General features: G+C 37.1%; 17 protein-coding genes. 7 read left to right on the top strand and 10 right to left on the bottom strand.

Annotated elements, in window-relative coordinates:
* Nucleotides 1-397 precede the first annotated feature (397 nt).
* From E2R67_RS15665 to E2R67_RS15645, 5 genes are all read right to left on the bottom strand, one after another.
* Nucleotides 398-1,417, bottom strand: a complete 1,020-nt coding sequence (locus tag E2R67_RS15665) for a polysaccharide lyase family 7 protein (RefSeq protein ID WP_134291891.1) — start codon at nucleotides 1,415-1,417, stop codon at nucleotides 398-400.
* 248 nt (nucleotides 1,418-1,665) lie between these two features.
* Nucleotides 1,666-1,953 (bottom strand): pyrimidine/purine nucleoside phosphorylase, encoded by a 288-nt coding sequence (gene ppnP, locus E2R67_RS15660; protein ID WP_134291890.1) that lies wholly within the window; start codon nucleotides 1,951-1,953, stop codon nucleotides 1,666-1,668.
* Between the two features lie 210 nt (nucleotides 1,954-2,163).
* Nucleotides 2,164-2,619, bottom strand: a complete 456-nt coding sequence (locus E2R67_RS15655) for a hypothetical protein (RefSeq protein WP_134291889.1) — start codon at nucleotides 2,617-2,619, stop codon at nucleotides 2,164-2,166.
* 69 nt (nucleotides 2,620-2,688) lie between these two features.
* A complete protein-coding gene (locus E2R67_RS15650; protein ID WP_134291888.1) occupies nucleotides 2,689-3,282 on the bottom strand; it encodes an imm11 family protein in 594 nt (197 codons plus the stop codon).
* A gap of 15 nt (nucleotides 3,283-3,297) precedes the next feature.
* Complete coding sequence (locus E2R67_RS15645; RefSeq protein WP_134291887.1) at nucleotides 3,298-5,208, bottom strand: ABC transporter ATP-binding protein; 1,911 nt, start codon at nucleotides 5,206-5,208, stop codon at nucleotides 3,298-3,300.
* A gap of 136 nt (nucleotides 5,209-5,344) precedes the next feature.
* Between E2R67_RS15645 and E2R67_RS15640 the strand changes: the two genes are divergently transcribed.
* Both E2R67_RS15640 and E2R67_RS15635 read left to right on the top strand, forming a co-directional pair.
* Nucleotides 5,345-5,563 carry a YheV family putative zinc ribbon protein gene (locus E2R67_RS15640; protein ID WP_134291886.1) on the top strand — a complete coding sequence of 73 codons (219 nt, stop codon included), beginning with the start codon at nucleotides 5,345-5,347 and terminating at the stop codon, nucleotides 5,561-5,563.
* Nucleotides 5,564-5,579: 16 nt separating this feature from the next.
* Complete coding sequence (locus tag E2R67_RS15635; RefSeq protein WP_134291885.1) at nucleotides 5,580-6,068, top strand: FKBP-type peptidyl-prolyl cis-trans isomerase; 489 nt, start codon at nucleotides 5,580-5,582, stop codon at nucleotides 6,066-6,068.
* Between the two features lie 91 nt (nucleotides 6,069-6,159).
* On the opposite strand, the gene E2R67_RS15630 is transcribed toward E2R67_RS15635, so the two are convergent.
* The 3 genes from E2R67_RS15630 to bioH form a co-directional block, all read right to left on the bottom strand.
* Nucleotides 6,160-6,576, bottom strand: a complete 417-nt coding sequence (locus E2R67_RS15630; protein ID WP_134291884.1) for a hypothetical protein — start codon at nucleotides 6,574-6,576, stop codon at nucleotides 6,160-6,162.
* 12 nt (nucleotides 6,577-6,588) lie between these two features.
* The gene (locus E2R67_RS15625) at nucleotides 6,589-6,879 is read right to left on the bottom strand and encodes a hypothetical protein (protein WP_134291883.1); all 291 of its coding nucleotides are present in this window, start codon (nucleotides 6,877-6,879) and stop codon (nucleotides 6,589-6,591) included.
* A gap of 74 nt (nucleotides 6,880-6,953) precedes the next feature.
* Complete coding sequence (gene bioH / locus E2R67_RS15620) at nucleotides 6,954-7,727, bottom strand: pimeloyl-ACP methyl ester esterase BioH (protein WP_134291882.1); 774 nt, start codon at nucleotides 7,725-7,727, stop codon at nucleotides 6,954-6,956.
* A gap of 29 nt (nucleotides 7,728-7,756) precedes the next feature.
* Between bioH and E2R67_RS15615 the strand changes: the two genes are divergently transcribed.
* Entirely contained in the window at nucleotides 7,757-8,500 is a 744-nt protein-coding gene (locus tag E2R67_RS15615; RefSeq protein ID WP_243837040.1) for a ComF family protein, read from the top strand.
* Between the two features lie 161 nt (nucleotides 8,501-8,661).
* Nucleotides 8,662-9,243: a Fe-S biogenesis protein NfuA gene (nfuA, locus tag E2R67_RS15610; protein WP_134291881.1), complete on the top strand. Its 582-nt coding sequence runs from the start codon at nucleotides 8,662-8,664 to the stop codon at nucleotides 9,241-9,243.
* On the opposite strand, the gene yjeH is transcribed toward nfuA, so the two are convergent.
* Nucleotides 9,234-10,520, bottom strand: a complete 1,287-nt coding sequence (gene yjeH, locus E2R67_RS15605; protein WP_134291880.1) for an L-methionine/branched-chain amino acid transporter — start codon at nucleotides 10,518-10,520, stop codon at nucleotides 9,234-9,236. The genes nfuA and yjeH overlap by 10 nt on opposite strands.
* Before the next feature lie 412 nt (nucleotides 10,521-10,932).
* Here yjeH and E2R67_RS15600 point away from each other — a divergent pair, with 412 nt between their 5' ends.
* A complete protein-coding gene (locus E2R67_RS15600; protein WP_134291879.1) occupies nucleotides 10,933-12,669 on the top strand; it encodes a DEAD/DEAH box helicase in 1,737 nt (578 codons plus the stop codon).
* Between the two features lie 151 nt (nucleotides 12,670-12,820).
* On the opposite strand, the gene glmU is transcribed toward E2R67_RS15600, so the two are convergent.
* Nucleotides 12,821-14,179 carry a bifunctional UDP-N-acetylglucosamine diphosphorylase/glucosamine-1-phosphate N-acetyltransferase GlmU gene (gene glmU / locus E2R67_RS15595; protein ID WP_134291878.1) on the bottom strand — a complete coding sequence of 453 codons (1,359 nt, stop codon included), beginning with the start codon at nucleotides 14,177-14,179 and terminating at the stop codon, nucleotides 12,821-12,823.
* Between the two features lie 384 nt (nucleotides 14,180-14,563).
* Here glmU and nadE point away from each other — a divergent pair, with 384 nt between their 5' ends.
* Nucleotides 14,564-15,394 carry an NAD(+) synthase gene (nadE, locus tag E2R67_RS15590; protein ID WP_134291877.1) on the top strand — a complete coding sequence of 277 codons (831 nt, stop codon included), beginning with the start codon at nucleotides 14,564-14,566 and terminating at the stop codon, nucleotides 15,392-15,394.
* A gap of 187 nt (nucleotides 15,395-15,581) precedes the next feature.
* Nucleotides 15,582-16,694, top strand: coding sequence for an aspartate-semialdehyde dehydrogenase (gene asd / locus E2R67_RS15585; RefSeq protein ID WP_134291876.1), 1,113 nt, complete (start codon nucleotides 15,582-15,584; stop codon nucleotides 16,692-16,694).
* Nucleotides 16,695-16,850 lie beyond the last annotated feature (156 nt).

Raw genomic sequence — 16,850 nt, 5'->3', positions numbered from 1 at the left:
CGCGCCTTTCGAATAATGTCAAAGCTTTTTAGCTTTCTTTTTATTCTCAGAATCGAGTTAACTTAACGTTGTTCCCGTTTCCGTGGATGCGCATTATAGGGATCCTTAAAACATTGGCAAGCGTTTATTTACAATTATTTCAATTAAATGTTCAAGTGATTAATTAAACAACAAAATGAGGGCATTTTAGACAAATTATAGGGGTTAAAAGGGAGATTTAAAGGTATATAACATTGTTAGATTAGTTTCGCTTTCTATTACTTGATTAAAATATTTTACTGAAAGCCATATTTATTAACAAAATGGTAAAAAAGATCCAGCTTTGTAGTAAGAAATTAAGAAAGCCTCTAAGAAATTTAGAGGCTTTATAGTCAGTTTGTTCTTTATTGTTTGTTCTCTATTGCTTTAAGTCTAATTGATAAAAGCTAACTTTAGCGTAATCACCTGCTTCTATGCCGTTATTTGTACATTCAGATGAGCCAACATTACATTGGTTATAATTACCCGCTTTGAAATACATCCAAGAATTTGCGTAACCTTCATCGTACTCTTCACCTTGATAATGAGGTTTAGATAGATCAATAGCAAAGGTTTTTACAACTTCATCTGCTTCACCAATGTTTTTAATAAAGGTTAGGTTCATTATGTTGCCATCAACATTAACGTCGTAGGAAAATACTTCTCCTAATTTGATACCGTCAGCAGGGTCTTCCGATCCTGTTCTTAAATCATATTGTCCAAATACATTATGGTAGATATCTTTTCGCTTGCTATAATTGTCACCTGTTGCATTGATTTCATAGCGCCAATACAGCGAACCATGTTCATGATCAGGTAATTTACGGTAAGCAATTTTTAAAGGTTCATTTTTCTTCGCATGGATTTGACCGATAACTGATGAAAAAGCACCGTTCTTTTCACTGTTACCACTTGTGCTTATCCAATCAACAGATAATGTTGCTGTTAGCTGACCTCCAATAGATCCATAAGATGCGGCATCTGGGTTCGCTGCAATTGCAAAGTTGTTTTTAGGATCTTTATAAGATGTTGCTAACATTGCTCGCAATTCACTACGCGCATTTTTACTATTCGGTGTTGTCATGGCTTTATTTGGAGTTGCAAAGACCATCGCACCTGTTTCTTTATCTGTATAAAACCACTCTGGATGAGAATATGGTTTTTCTTTGTTACTTAAATCTTGTGCAGAAATTTCCATTACTTTCCCTGCACGCTCTGGTTTATCGTCTTCTAGAGGAACATTGATTTTCCATTTAGTTAAATCAAAGTTGAAAACAGGCGCTTTAGTTGGATCAAGTTTAGCCATTAATGCTTTTGTATTAGCAGTTGGCTGGTTAGCGTTAGTTGCACAGCCAATTAATAAAGTAGCAACGGTTGTTGCTAATAATATTTTTTTCATGAAATGTCCTTATTTGAATGTCGGTGACAAGATACTACAATAGAGGTAGATGAAAAATTGCGATCTAAAACAATAAATCAACATAATACTTCAAATAAAACCTAACGCTATTAACAAACTTAAAGTCACTTTTAAGGAGCAATAGGATATATTTAAATTTATAACTATAAATAACACAATGAAAAAGGAGCCTAAGCTCCTTTATATAAGTGTATTACGACATAATAAATGTCGTTTATGGCCGTTTACTATTTTTCGTAAAGACAAAGGTAAGCAGTTTGTACTGTTACTTTAACATCGAAGCTTGAATTTGCTTCTACTTCAAATGTTTCACCTGCGTTATAGGTCTTCCATTCTGTTGTATTAAGTAATTTAATGGTTAGGCTACCACTTACTACAGTCATGTATTCTTTTGCTTCAGTACCAAATGTATATTCACCAATTTCCATTACACCTACTGTTGCTGGTAATGTATCACTTTGGAATGCGATTGATGCTACATTGCCGTCAAAATATTCGTTTGTTTGAAAACTCATTTTACTTCCTTTTTATATACTTATTAGTGTATTACTTGCGACCAGTATGGCGAAGCGTTACTTAAAACTCAAGCTTCAAATTCTGACTGTATTTCCGTCATTCATGATTCTAAATTTTCAAGTGCACCTAACAGGCTACAAATTATTTGATAACGCTCATTAAGATCTAAATTTTCAACACTGAGCATCTGTATAACAGAGAAAGCACAATTAAAATCGCTCAATATTTTCTTTGCATAACTTAATAGCTTCGCTACATTCATCACAGTCTAAAAAAACAGACTCTTCAATAAATAAGCTAGGACTAAATAACCTAACATCTGTTAAAAAAACTAAATATTTCTCACCTACTGTTAAGGTAGCTCCACCATAGCTAGCGACTGAGCTTAGGTCTTGATATTCACCATAAATTTTATTTTCAATGCTTACATTATATCTAACCATTTCTGAGCGCGTCCCTTTATGCCGGACTTCAATATCATTGATCCTAATAATAGCTATTACACCAGTTTCAGATTTAATTGTTTTATATGTTTCAGGCTTTATATTTACCATTGAATGATCTCTTAGATAATCACTAGCGCTCGCTAAAGATATATTGAACATGATAAGTACAAATAATCCAATAACCCGATTACATTTTTCTTCATTGAGTAATTGTTTCAATAGCCCTCCTAATATTTCGAGAATTAAGGGGCATTAAGATAATAGAATCAAAATTTAGATAGAGCATCACTAAATCTGAGAGTATTCTTCAGGACGAATAAACTTAACGCCTTGAAGACCTGCTTCCTCAATTTTATTTTTTATGCATTCATGGACCAATAATGTGCTTACATTTTCAGCCAAACGGAATAACAAAACATCTTGGATACGAGATTCATCAAGTACTAATTGATGAATAATTGTATCTCCTTTGGGTGCAGTATTTTTATAAGTTTCATAATCTGATGCTTGTAAGTCCATAGCTGATACCAAACCTATCACATTAAAAATTTGATAAGGTAGCGTTTGCCCTGTTTGGTTATTTTTTAAAATAGCAGGGAAAAGTTCTAGATTATCCACTCCCGCTGAAATTAATATATCAACCAGTGTTTGTGACATCATAGTGATACCAAGATCTCTTATATGTGGTAATTCTCCGTTATAACCTTGGTATACATCAAAATCTATTGTGACTGGATTAGGAATATTGTCTTTTTTAGATACGGCAATCGGTTTGCCTGTTTTCCACAAACGAATTCCTGCTAGCTTAAAATTATTATTAATCGTAAATGCAGCACTTTGATCGTCAAGTATAACTGTTTTTGAATCTATTACGTAATACATGCTTACTCCAACCACTTAAATTTCAAATTCTGATTGTAATGTTTCTATTTGTTCCTGCGCTTCCATCCATAGCATTTCAGTTTCTTCAAGTTGGTAGTTTACTTCACCTTGTTCTTTTAACAAGTCGGTTAACAGCTTTTTATTTTCTTGCTCATAAAGCGCACTATCACCTAACTTTTCTTCTATTTCTGATAAACGTTCAGAATAGGTTTCCATTTTCTTTTCAGCGCTAGTCAGTTGTTTTTTATAAGGCGTTAACTTTTTACGAAACTCTGCTTCTAGTCTTTTTTGATCTTTACGGTTCGCACTCACTGATACGGCTTTAACCTCGCCTTGTTCTATTTGTTTCTCACTACGTTGTTGATCTGTTATCCATTGATGATAGTCATCGAGATCTCCGACAAAAGGTTCTACTTTTTTATCATGCACCAGGTACAAATCATCTATGGTAGTACGCAATAAATGTCGATCATGCGAAACAACGACCATTGCACCTTCAAAATCTTGCAATGCAACGGTCAATGCATGACGCATTTCTAAATCAAGGTGATTGGTTGGTTCATCGAGTAATAATAGGTTAGGTTTTTGCCAAACTAATAATGCCAGAACCAAACGCGCTTTCTCTCCACCCGAAAAAGGGGCAACGATATCGAAGGCTTTATCACCTTGAAAACCAAAACTGCCTAAGAAATTACGTAGCGGCAGCTCTTTTTCATCGGGCGCTAAACGGGATAAATGTTGCATAGGACTTTCGTCTAGATGCAAGAACTCTAATTGATGTTGTGCGAAGTAGCCTATTTTTGCATTAGTATTGATTTCAATCTTTCCTGACTTAGGTTGAAGTTGATTCGATAATAATTTGACTAAGGTCGATTTACCGGCGCCATTTCTACCTAATAAACCAATACGACTTCCAGGCACGAGATTTAGTTTGATTTCATCAAGTATCAGTAGATCTTCGTAGCCAGCACTGACTTTTTCCAATGTTAATAGTGGCAGTGGCAATGCTTCTGGTTCGCGAAATGAAAAACTAAATTGATTATCGACATGCGCAGGTAATAAGGTTTCCATTTTTTCAAGCGCTTTGATACGACTTTGCGCTTGTTTTGCTTTATTCGCTTTATAACGAAAACGATCAATATAACTTTGCATATGATCCATTTGCGCTTGTTGTTTTTCGTAGGAAGATTGCTGCTGCATTAACTTTTCAGCTCGTTGGCGTTCAAAGCTAGTGTAGTTACCTGTGTATTCGAAAAGTTTGTTTTGTTCAATATGAATGATTTTATCAACAATACTATCGATAAAGTCTCGGTCATGAGAAATTAGAATCAAGGTACCTTGATATTGATGTAACCATTTTTCAAGCCAAATGACTGCATCTAAATCTAGGTGATTGGTTGGTTCATCTAGTAATAAAAGATCAGATGGGCAAAGCAATGCTTGTGCTAAGTTTAATCGCATACGCCAACCACCAGAAAAATCACTGACTGGTCGCCCTTGTGCTTGTTCACTAAATCCCAAACCAGCTAACAGTTCTGCCGCTCTTGATTCAATGGTATAACCACCAGCATTGTCGAGCATAATATGCATTTCGGCGATTTTGGTTCCATCGTCTTCTGCTTCCGCTTGTTTTAGCTTTTCTTGCAGCTCTCTGAAATAACGATCTCCATCAATAACATATTGTAACGCATTGGTATCTAAAGCAGGCGTTTCCTGAGCAACACTTGCTAAACGCCAATGATGAGGAATAGTTAATTCGCCCGCATCCACTTGATGTTCTTGTTTTAATAAGGTGAAAAAACTCGATTTTCCACAACCATTCGCGCCAACGAGTCCTACTTTTTGTTTTGGATTGATTGTCGCACTAGCGTTTTCAAGTAAAGGTTTTCCGCCACGGATGAATTCAATGTTAGTTGCAACGATCATAATTTCAGAGTCTCGTATGGATCAGGGTAAATTAGAGCAGAATGATAACGAACTTTACAAAGTTGAGCCATAACTACTGCAAATGAACAACGATTTGTTTATGATTAGGGACACTTTTATTATTTGTGATTTATATATGTCGTTATCTAGTACTAAAAAACGCTTCATCGCTGGCGCAGAATGTCCAAAATGTAAGACTCTTGACAGTATTGCTTTGACATTGGAAAATGGAATTGAAACATTAACTTGCGTTGCCTGTGATTTCACACAGACACAAACGCCCACTCAGGCTAAATCAGCCACTCGTCAATTTGAACAAATGATTGGCGTGTTTGATCCTTCTGAGCACAAATAATAAAAGAGAGATAAGAATGAAAATTGAAAAGAATTCAGCTGTTTCAATCCACTTTGGTGTTGCAGAAGTTGATGGTAATCCACTTGATAGTACTGAAAATGGTAGTCCGCTTGAATATATTCAAGGTACACAATTTTTAGTACCAGGTTTAGAGAAAGAGCTAGAAGGTAAAGAAGTCGGTTATAAGTTTGATATTAAGTTAGAAGCAGAAGATGCTTACGGCCCTTTCCAAGAAGAACTTGTTCAAGAAGTACCTCGTACTTTATTTGAAGGTGTTGATGAAATCGAAGTGGGTATGTCATTCCAAGCAGAAACTGAGCAAGGCCCACGTACTGTAGAAGTAACTGCGGTGTCTGAAGATAATGTTAGCATCGATGCAAATCATCCATTAGCGGGTATGGCGTTACAATTTGTTGGTGAAGTAGTTGCTATTCGCCCTGCAACTGCTGAAGAAATTGCACACGGTCATGTTCATGCTCCAGGTGGTTGTGGACACGCGCATTAATTTAATTCACGATAATTAAAGACTATTAGGCTGCCTATACCGCAGCCTTTTTTATATCTAATGAAATTGAATGATTGGATTGAAAGTCACTTTAAATCTTGTAATCCACAGTAGGCTCAGGAAATGGCAATACTGCGTTAGAATATTTTTGCTGAATCGCTGAAATGACTTCTTTATAGTCTGTAATTCCTGCTAACTCTACTTTTACTTGCTCCATTTCTTGCGGAGTTAGCTGTAGTTTTGTTGCAAAAAAATGCTCTCGTCTTTGATTAAATCCTGAAGACTGCCCTTTGGGTTGGCTGTTGTTACCCGAATCTTTCTGAATAATTTGACTAGATTGATGAGCGACGTTTTCTCGTTCTTGATGCTCACGCATTTTAGAATAAGCATGAGATTTTTCAGTTTTAGGAATAGCGGGTTGTAAAAGGTTTTCTCGTTGCAAACTCTCTGCTGCTTGCGGAAAAGGTGCCGCAACGACTGGGGGTAGCTGAACATTTACATTAACCATGGTGGTTAACGGTTATACGGACACATTAATAAGTAAGCCGACCATATCATCTGCAGTTGTAATCACATTCGCAGCAGATTTTGCTTGGGCATCTGCTAACATCATATTAATCATTTCTGTGGTTACAGGCTCTGAAGAGTAACTACTTGTAGCGGCAACGGGAACTGGCTCTTCTTTAGAAGAACTATTTTGGATTTCTGAGCTAATACTCTGTTCAGCAATATTTTGACTTGCTTCGGTGAGTTGCTCTGATGCTTTATTTAAGCCAGAAACGCCTGACGAAAAAGCTGAATTTATTTCCATAAATTCCCCCTAAAAAATGTTAACGCCTTCATTATGGCTATTTTTTGAACAAAAATAAAGCTTTCAATTTCATTCTAAGCATTAATAAAGTCCAATAAAACCTGTTGAAAACGCTTTGGTTCGCTAATAAATGGCGCATGAGATGAATGTTTAAAAATAACTTGTTGATTAGATGAAGATAATTCTTGCACCATTTTTAAGTTAGCAACTGGCACTAAAGTATCAAGCTCACCAAATAAACTTAAGCTAGGCATGGTTAACTGTTTAAATTCTTCTCGTAAATCGACATCATTCAGTAAATCTAGACCTGCAATCAATGCAAATGGTTCCGGAGAAATTTGATCGTCGAGTAGTTTTTTAAGGTTTGCAATATCAGTTTTTACTGTTTCACTCCCCATTGCTTGTAATGATAAAAATCGATTTAATGTTTTTTCAGGCTGTTTATTAACACCCACTTTAAATAATTCAAACACCTCTTTTTTAACACCTAACCATGAACCATCTTCAACAAATTTAAGTGATGCACAAACTTGTATTAACTTATCCACTCGTTCAGGAAAGTGAGAAGCAACATAAGTAGCAACAAGTCCGCCTAAAGACCAACCACACCAAACCGCATTGTGAGGTAATTTATTTAACAAATGTTCGGCAATAGCTTCAAGTGAATAATCAGGCAAAGCTGGCTCTCCACCAAATCCAGGCAAATTAACAAGGTGCACGCGATAAGATTGGCTCAATTGTTCTGCAATAGTTTGCCAAACAGCACAATTAACACCCCAACCATGAATCAAAACTAGATCTTTTCCTGATCCCATTGTTTGATAACCATTTAGCTGTTCTATACTCACTTTAACCTCGTTTGATAATAGGGTTGGTTTTGAAAAAATACATTCACTTAATTTATCAACAAACTCAAAAGTTATTTGAAGCTTGTTTGCCTAGTCTTTGCTTATTATGCCATTTACCTAGTAAAAATTCGCTTGTTTGTGAATACTGCCATGAGGCGATTTTAACAGAGCGAAGTTATTGTTTACGTTGCGGATGTGGTTTGAGCCATACACAACCTTTTTGCGGAGAATGCCTGCAGCACCACTTTGAGTTTACGCAATTACATGCCGTTGCTAGTTATCAATCGCCCTTTCCTGAGTTAATAAAGCAATTAAAATATAATAATCATTTACTCTATGCGGATTTATTGGGACAGTTATTAGCCAACTCTATTTTACAACGCTATAACCAAGCTCAACTACAAGAAATTGATTACCTTATCCCCGTTCCTTTACATAAAAAAAAGCATAGAAAACGGGGCTTCAATCAAGCACAACTTATTAGCGAAGCGTTATCTAAACACTTGCCAGTCGAAATAACACAAACCACGCTCACTCGAAGCAAATTGACTAATGCACAAGAAGGATTAACGCGTCATCAACGTACACTTAATTTAAAGCACGCCTTTTCATTAACGGAAGAAAGAAAAGTGGAACTGAAAGGCAAGCATATAGTCCTAATTGATGATGTGGTTACAACAGGTGCAACAATTAATAGCTTATGTCAGGTGTTATTGGCTGCAGATGTAAAAAGAATTGATGTGTGGTGCATTTGTCGTACTGAACTTCAGTAGTACTTGAAATACCAAAGGTTTTACGAAATTTTACACTTATATCGCAGGTCTTTTTTAGTAAGCATTATTTATTATTTGTCGCAATATCACTCTTTACTTTATTATTGCCCACAATTCTCGCTATAATACCCAAGTAAATTACTCAAGAATAAAGGTTGAACATGATCGAAATTACACCAGCTGCGCAAGAACACTTTGCAAAATTATTAGCAACACAAAAAGAAGGTACTAACATTCGAGTTTTTGTAATCAATCCGGGTACTCCTAAAGCTGAATGTGGCGTTTCATACTGCCCACCAGAAGCAGTTGAAAGTAGCGACACACGTTTAAACCTTAATGGTTTCGACGCATTGATTGATGATGTTAGCTTACCATTTTTAGAAGACGCATTTGTTGACTTGGTAGAAGAAGAAGCAGGTACGCAATTAACATTAAAAGCACCTAACGCAAAAATGCGTAAAGTGAACAGTGATGCTCCATTACTTGAGCGTGTTGAATATGTCATTCAAGCACAAATCAACCCACAGTTAGCAAGTCATGGTGGTTTCATTAAACTTATTGAAATTACTGAAGACAATGTTGCAGTCATTGAATTTGGTGGTGGTTGTAATGGTTGTTCTCAAGTAGATCTAACCTTAAAAGAAGGCATTGAAAAAGAGCTACTTGAAGAATTCTCTGGCGAGTTAAATGCTGTACGTGATGTGACTGAACACGCTAGTGGCGATCACTCATTCTATAAGTAATCTCGATTACGCTGCATGCGGTTATTCCACGGATAAATAACCGCATAATACACACTTAACAATATCACTAGTAACAAGCCAAACAGCATTTCCATTCCTAAAGCTAAGAACAAAACAAAGCAAGTGGCACTGGCCATGACTGCAAGCCATTTTCCTTTACCTTTTAATAACTTCACCCCAGCAATACCCGCTGCTAAATAAATTAAGATAAACAAACCATTAGCATAAGCAATTAAACTATCGATGGACAATTGAATTGCATGGCTGATCAGCAACACACAAAAACAAAGTAAAGTAGCAAAGCATAATCCCCAGTAAGCCACTTTATGTTGATTTAGTTTGTTAAAGTGCTGATGAATTTTTTGTTGTTTTGCCATACTTTGTAAAAGACGAGAAAAGCCAACAAAGTAAAGACTCACCGAAATAAAACAAGTACAGAAACCGACAAGATTAACCAATATATAGCCTTTAGCTCCTAAACTCGCTCCCACTAAATCTACTACTGAATTTAAGTTTTTCTCTTGATCGCCATAAAAACCCATTTGTAATAGGCTAACGCTAATTAACCCATACACAACCAACGCAATAGTAATACCAATAAAAATAGTAAGCGGAAAGTCTCGCTCTGGATTATGAAAATCATCTGCAATATGAGTAATGGCTTCAATACCAAGAAAGCACCATAAAATAAAAGTCGCAGTTAATGCTACTTCGGTTAAATTAAAAGCGGAGCTTGGTAATTGAAAAGAATGATGTAGTTGAGTATCAATAGATGCAAATAAAAGTGTGCCTACGATGACGACACTTAATAAAGATTGAATAATGGCAGCGGTTTTTAAACCTAAAAAATTAATCCCCAATACCAGTAACAACATAAAAATGGCAATCTCTAATCGTAAATCTACTGCCCCAGAAATAATTTGCCATTGGATTAATGCATTTTGCAAAAAATTAGCGGCAGTCATAGTGATCACTGGCGCGCCTAAGGCAACAACCCAAATAAATAACCAGCTCACTAATCTTGAACTGCGCTCTCCAAAAGCCTGCTGAACAAAATAAGCAGTACCGCCCGCATGTGGATAAAACCGCCCTAACTGAGCAAAAGTAAATACGATAGGCATAATTAATATGCCCATGATCGCCCACGCCAATAAAGACCAACTCCCAGATAATTGAGCTGCAATGGCAGGAATAATGAAAACGCCCGAGCCTAATAAAGCAGACACCAACATACCAACGCCTTGTAAAACCGATATCTTATTTGTTGTTGAGGCCACTTGTTTTCCTTGAGAGCATTTAAGTTATAGAGCTTATTAATGGCAGTGTTTTACCTTAAATAACAACTCAAACCAAGTGAAATTGAAAAAACAAAAAATAGTCTCACTTAAAAACCATAAGTTATTTGTTGATTATTCAACCTCCTATACCAGTTTTGATTTAAAAAACGTGCGGTTTGTCAAAATAAAGAGAGCATTTTGTACACAAATAGAGTAAAATGCGCCTCCCTCGCAAACAGAACCATCTAAAGCGAAGCAAAATATTCAGAGTAAAACCTACTGCGCGGTTGATTTCGCGAAAAATTAATGGGCATGTTTAACAAGATTTAGCTTGTTGGGCTGATGTAGGAATAGGCTGAATTTAACGTACATTCGAGCAATGTACAGAATTTTATAAACTCATGAGGCCACTATGTCAGAGTCAGAAAAACAAGTAGTTGAACAAGCAGGACCCACTTTCAAAGATTTAAATTTACCAGAAGAAATTCTACAAGTTGTATCAGAAATGGGTTACGAAACACCATCTCCAATTCAAGCACAAACTATTCCTCACCTATTAAGAGGTGAAGATGTATTAGGTCTTGCACAAACAGGTACTGGTAAAACAGCTGCTTTTGCACTTCCTTTATTAGCAAATATTGACGTTAAGAAAAACCACCCACAAGTATTGGTGCTAGCACCAACACGTGAGTTGGCGATCCAAGTATCTGAAGCATTCCAATCTTATTCTCGTCATTTACGTGGTTTCCATGTAATGCCGATTTACGGTGGACAAAGCTACAACATCCAGTTTAAACAATTAGCTCGTGGTCCACACGTCGTTGTGGGTACACCGGGTCGTATTATGGATCACTTGAAACGTAAAACATTAGATTTATCAAAGCTTCAAGCATTAGTACTTGATGAAGCTGATGAAATGTTACGTATGGGTTTCATTGATGACGTTGAAACGATCATGAAAGAAATGCCTGAAAAGCACCAAACAGCGCTTTTCTCTGCAACTATGCCTGATCAAATTAAACGTATTACTAAACGTTACATGAACAACCCAACAGAAGTTAAGATCAAAGCAAAAACGTCTACTGTTTCAAACATTGAGCAAAAATGTTGGATCGTACGTGGTGTTAACAAGTTAGATGCATTAACACGTATGCTAGAAACAGAAGAGTTTGATGGCGTGATCATCTTCGCTCGTACTAAAACAGCAACGGTTGAATTAGCTGAACGTTTAGAAGCTCGCGGTTACCGCAGTGCTGCACTAAACGGTGATATGAATCAGCAAACACGTGAACGCACAATTGCACGTCTTAAGTCTGGCGGTTTAGATATCTTAGTCGCAACAGATGTTGCCGCTCGTGGTCTAGACGTTGAACGTATTAGCTTAGTCGTTAACTACGACATCCCAACGGATACTGAATCTTATGTTCACCGTATTGGTCGTACTGGACGTGCTGGTCGTACTGGTAAAGCAATCTTATTTGCAGCACCACGTGAGCGTCGTTTATTACAAGCAATTGAACGTGCGACTCGCCAACCAATTACTATTATGGACTTACCAACACGTGATGAAGTAACACAAACACGTATTGATAACTTCCAAAAAACATTATTCTCAACTTGTGAAAGTGAAGATTTAACTTTCTTCCGCACTTTGTTTGAGCAAATTAAAAATAACTCTGAAATCGATGAAACTGATATCGGTGCTGCATTATTATTAATGGCTCAAAAAGAAAAACCATTACAACCTATTGAAGAAAAATTCGTAGAGCCTCGTAGTAATGATCGCAACGAACGTAGCGATCGTCCACGTCGTGACCGCAATGACCGTTCACGCGGTGATCGCAACGAACGCCCTCGTGGTGATCGTAATGAGCGCGGTGGTGATAAACCTCGTGGTCGTGGTCGCCCTACTGACGTTGAGCTTGAAATGTTCCGTTTAGATGTAGGTCGTGAACACGGTGTTCAAGTTAAAAATATCGTAGGTGCAATTGCAAATGAAGCAAACATCAATAGCCGCTTCATTGGTGATATCCGTCTAAACGACGATCACTCAACAATTGAATTACCAAAAGGTATGCCGGAAAACACATTAGCGCATCTTAGAGGTGTGCAAGTATGTAAACGTCCGTTAAACCTTAAAAAAGTCTAAGTTTAAATAAGACTTTATATCAAGGAGGCTAACGCCTCCTTTTTTGTGTCTGGCATTTAATAATTCCTTTGCAAGTTTCACTAAATAAATGCAATAAAAAAGGCCGATAATATAAATTATCGGCCTTATAACATTATTTAAATTTAAATAATTATTTTTTAACTGGTCTTGTCCAACCTTCGATATTGCGCTGTTTGGTGCGAGTTACCGCTAATGCTTTTTCTGGTACATCGCTCACGACTGTTGTTCCAGCCCCCGTTGTTGCACCATCACCAATCTTAACTGGAGCCACTAATTGACAGTCGCTGCCTACGAACACATCATTACCAATCACTGTTTGATGCTTGTTAACACCATCATAATTACACGTGATCACACCTGCACCAATATTAACACCAGAGCCCACTAAGCTATCGCCAATGTAACTTAAATGACCACATTTAGTCCCTTCGCCCAAGGTTGATTTTTTAACCTCAACAAAGTTACCAATATGTACTTCTTTTTTAATAATAGTATCTGGACGAATTCTCGCAAAAGGACCAATGGCAGCTGCTTCACCAATAGATGCCCCTTCAATAATTGAATTTGCTTTGATTTCTACATTATCCGCAAGCTCACAATTTTTTAGAATACAACCTGCACCAATTTTAACGCCATTGCCTAGTGTTACTTTACCTTCGATGATCACGTTAATATCGATATCAACATCTTGACCGCAGGTTAATTCGCCGCGTAAATCAAAACGACTTGGATCGCGTAGCATAACGCCTTCTAATAATAATGTTTCAGCTTGTTGGTATTGATAAGCACGCTCTAAGTTAGCAAGTTGCAAGCGATTATTTACCCCTTCCACTTCAAAAGCATTTTCAGGTTGTACCGTTTGAATAGAGCAGCCTTCTTGATGTGCCATTTTAATAATATCGGTAATGTAATATTCACCCGCAGCATTTTCATTAGATAGTGCAGGTAACCAACGACTTAAGTCCGCAGCATTAGCAACTAAAATACCCGTGTTAACCTCGTTAATAGCAAGTTGTGTTGGATTGGCATCTTTCTGTTCAACAATACCAATCACTTCGCCGTTAGCACGCTCAATACGTCCATAACCCGTTGGGTCGGCTAGTTCGATTGTTAATAAACCAATACCACCAGCGGGCTGTACCGCAATTAACTTTTGTAATGTTTGCTCTGATAATAAAGGCACGTCGCCGTAAACCATTAATATTTTTTCTTCGGCTTTAAAGTGAGGTTGTGCAATTTGCATTGCATGACCTGTTCCTAATTGTTCTGTTTGTTCTATCCAATTTAAACGGTTGTCAGCAATATGCTGTTTCATGATATCGCCACCATGACCGAAGATAAGATGAATATTGTCAGCACCAATGCCTTTAACGGTATCAATAACGTGTTGCACCATAGGTTTATCAGCAATTTTATGAAGCACTTTAGGCAAACTAGAGCGCATGCGAGTACCTTTACCAGCAGCAAGAATTACAACACTTAAAGACATACAACCAACCTTAATAAAAAGAGAAAAGAATAATCAAAATATTTTAACGGATTTTTACACATAACGTATAAAAATAATATCACCTTTAGTCTCAACACTTGTTTTTACACCCTTTTAACAGAAACATCACAGAGCATTGTTTGATTTCAGCACCTCGTCGTATAGCCATTACATTAAGTATGATATCGCTATAAGTTGAAGCAGGTTAAATAACCATAATTTTTACTATAAAAAGCAGTCAGTTTTTTGCATAATCAAGGGTAGAGGTTGTTAATTTGTTAGAGTGCGTTTACGGTAAAAGCTGTCCAATAGACTTTCCTCTACATGTTGAGAAATTTATTTATTCCTAGATACAACAACTAATTTTTAATAATAGGCCTACTCATGAAACAAAAAATATTAGAAGAGATGTGTGTATTACCCAGTATCGATGTAGAACAAGAAATTCAACGCCGTACTGCTTTTATTCAAAAAACACTTAAAGATGCTCACTGTAAAACATTAGTACTTGGCATAAGTGGCGGTGTTGATTCCAGCACAACGGGTCGACTTTGTCAGTTAGCAGTGAACCAATTAAACGAACAAGAAAATACAACTGATTACCAATTTGTTGCTGTACGCTTACCTTATGCAGTTCAAAAAGATGAAGATGAAGCACAATTAGCCGTTAACTTTATTCAACCTTCACACTGTGTCACCGTTAATGTTCAAAATGGTGCAGATGGGATCCATGCAAGTACGACTCAAGCATTAGAAAATAGCCAAGTAAAACTCGCAAAGAATGCAAGTTACGATTTTGTGAAAGGTAATGTAAAAGCACGTATGCGCATGATTGCACAATACGAAATTGCAGGTTTAACAAGCGGCTTAGTAGTAGGGACAGACCACAGCGCAGAAAACATTACTGGTTTTTACACTAAACACGGTGATGGTGCTTGTGATTTGGCTCCTTTATTTGGTTTAAACAAGCGTCAAGTAAGAGCACTAGCAAAACATTTAGGCGCCCCTGCTATCTTAGTTGAAAAAGCACCAACAGCCGATTTAGAAGAAGATCAACCGCAATTAGAAGATGAAAAAGCATTAGGTATGACTTACGATCAAATCGATGATTTCTTAGAAGGTAAAGAAGTCGCTCCGGCTATTGAAGAGAAACTCATTGCGATTTATTTACGCACACAACACAAACGCCAACCCATCCCTACTATTTACGATTGATTTAAATAGATAACAGCTTATTTTGATGGTTTGAAAGAAATTCAGCCATCAAAGTAAGTTTTTTCACTTTTTTCCCCTCAAACCATCAAATAACTAGCCTGTTCACACTGCTAATGGTAAATTCACGACTCGGTTAATGATTAACCGTATTTATTTTTAAACTATTAAATTTAAGGAAATGTAGACCATGAAAAAAGTGGGTTTAGTTGGTTGGCGCGGTATGGTTGGATCTGTTCTTATGCAAAGAATGCGTGAAGAGAATGATTTTGCAACGATTGAGCCAGTATTTTTCACCACCTCACAAGTTGGTCTAGCTTCTCCTGATATTGGTAAGACAACCGATACCTTAAAAGATGCCTCTTCAATCGAAGAACTATCAAAAATGGATATTATTATTACCTGTCAAGGTGGTGATTACACTAATGCAGTTTACCCTGAGCTACGTGCAAGTGGTTGGAACGGTTACTGGATTGATGCGGCTTCTTCATTACGTATGAAAGACGACAGCATCATTGTATTAGATCCAGTCAATAAAGACGTTATTCAACAGGGCTTAGCTAACGGCGTTAAAACTTACGTTGGTGGTAACTGTACTGTTTCATTAATGCTATTAGCATTAGGTGGATTATTTGAAGCTGACTTAATTGAATGGGTTTCTCCACATACTTACCAAGCGGCTTCGGGTGCTGGCGCGCGCAATATGCGTGAACTGATTAGCCAAATGGGTGCGATTGAATCATCTGTTAGTGCTGAATTAGCGGATCCTGCTTCTGCAATTTTAGAAATTGATAAAAAAGTGGCTGAGTTTATTCGTAGCGATGCATTACCAACAGAACAATTTGGTGCGCCGTTAGCAGGTAGTTTGATCCCATGGATTGACGTGCCAATGCCTTCTGGTCAATCAAAAGAAGAATGGAAAGCACAAGTTGAAGCCAACAAAATTTTAGGAACAAGTGATAACGAAACACCTATCGATGGTTTATGTGTACGTATTGGCGCAATGCGTTGTCACAGCCAAGCGATCACTATGAAGCTAAAGAAAGATGTATCAGTTCCTGAAATTGAAAAAATCTTAGCATCACATAACGAATGGGTTAAAGTGATTCCAAATGAACGCGAAGCAACGGTTTCTGAACTTTCGCCAGCGAAAGTAACTGGTACATTAAGTATTCCTGTAGGTCGTATCCGCAAACTAGCAATGGGTCCAGAATACATCAGCGCATTTACTGTTGGCGACCAATTACTATGGGGTGCTGCTGAACCACTTCGTCGTATGTTAAATATTTTACAAGACGCTTAATTTATTAAGTGGAATTAAAAAAGGCCTCATAAGAGGCTAATGCCGTTCACTTAAGGTGAACGGCATATTTACTTTTCGCCACTGGATATCGATTTTTAGACGCTTTTAAACACCTCGGATAACTTCGCTCACGTTTTCCCTCCAACTTAAATTGTG

It is taken from the genome of Psychromonas algicola (assembly GCF_004378355.1).
GTDB lineage: Bacteria > Pseudomonadota > Gammaproteobacteria > Enterobacterales > Psychromonadaceae > Psychromonas.
Note: the sequence above shows the minus strand (reverse complement) of the source record. Positions and strands in the feature narration are given on the sequence as shown.

Bases quoted from the DNA above. Each gene is read 5' to 3' on its own strand.
- E2R67_RS15665 (WP_134291891.1), bottom strand. From the start codon at position 1,417: ATGAAAAAAATATTATTAGCAACAACCGTTGCTACTTTATTAATTGGC.
- ppnP (WP_134291890.1), bottom strand. From the start codon at position 1,953: ATGAGTTTTCAAACAAACGAATATTTTGACGGCAATGTAGCATCAATC.
- E2R67_RS15650 (WP_134291888.1), bottom strand. From the start codon at position 3,282: ATGTATTACGTAATAGATTCAAAAACAGTTATACTTGACGATCAAAGT.
- E2R67_RS15645 (WP_134291887.1), bottom strand. From the start codon at position 5,208: ATGATCGTTGCAACTAACATTGAATTCATCCGTGGCGGAAAACCTTTA.
- E2R67_RS15640 (WP_134291886.1), top strand. From the start codon at position 5,345: ATGTCGTTATCTAGTACTAAAAAACGCTTCATCGCTGGCGCAGAATGT.
- E2R67_RS15635 (WP_134291885.1), top strand. From the start codon at position 5,580: ATGAAAATTGAAAAGAATTCAGCTGTTTCAATCCACTTTGGTGTTGCA.
- E2R67_RS15630 (WP_134291884.1), bottom strand. From the start codon at position 6,576: ATGGTTAATGTAAATGTTCAGCTACCCCCAGTCGTTGCGGCACCTTTT.
- E2R67_RS15625 (WP_134291883.1), bottom strand. From the start codon at position 6,879: ATGGAAATAAATTCAGCTTTTTCGTCAGGCGTTTCTGGCTTAAATAAA.
- nfuA (WP_134291881.1), top strand. From the start codon at position 8,662: ATGATCGAAATTACACCAGCTGCGCAAGAACACTTTGCAAAATTATTA.
- E2R67_RS15600 (WP_134291879.1), top strand. From the start codon at position 10,933: ATGTCAGAGTCAGAAAAACAAGTAGTTGAACAAGCAGGACCCACTTTC.
- glmU (WP_134291878.1), bottom strand. From the start codon at position 14,179: ATGTCTTTAAGTGTTGTAATTCTTGCTGCTGGTAAAGGTACTCGCATG.
- nadE (WP_134291877.1), top strand. From the start codon at position 14,564: ATGAAACAAAAAATATTAGAAGAGATGTGTGTATTACCCAGTATCGAT.
- asd (WP_134291876.1), top strand. From the start codon at position 15,582: ATGAAAAAAGTGGGTTTAGTTGGTTGGCGCGGTATGGTTGGATCTGTT.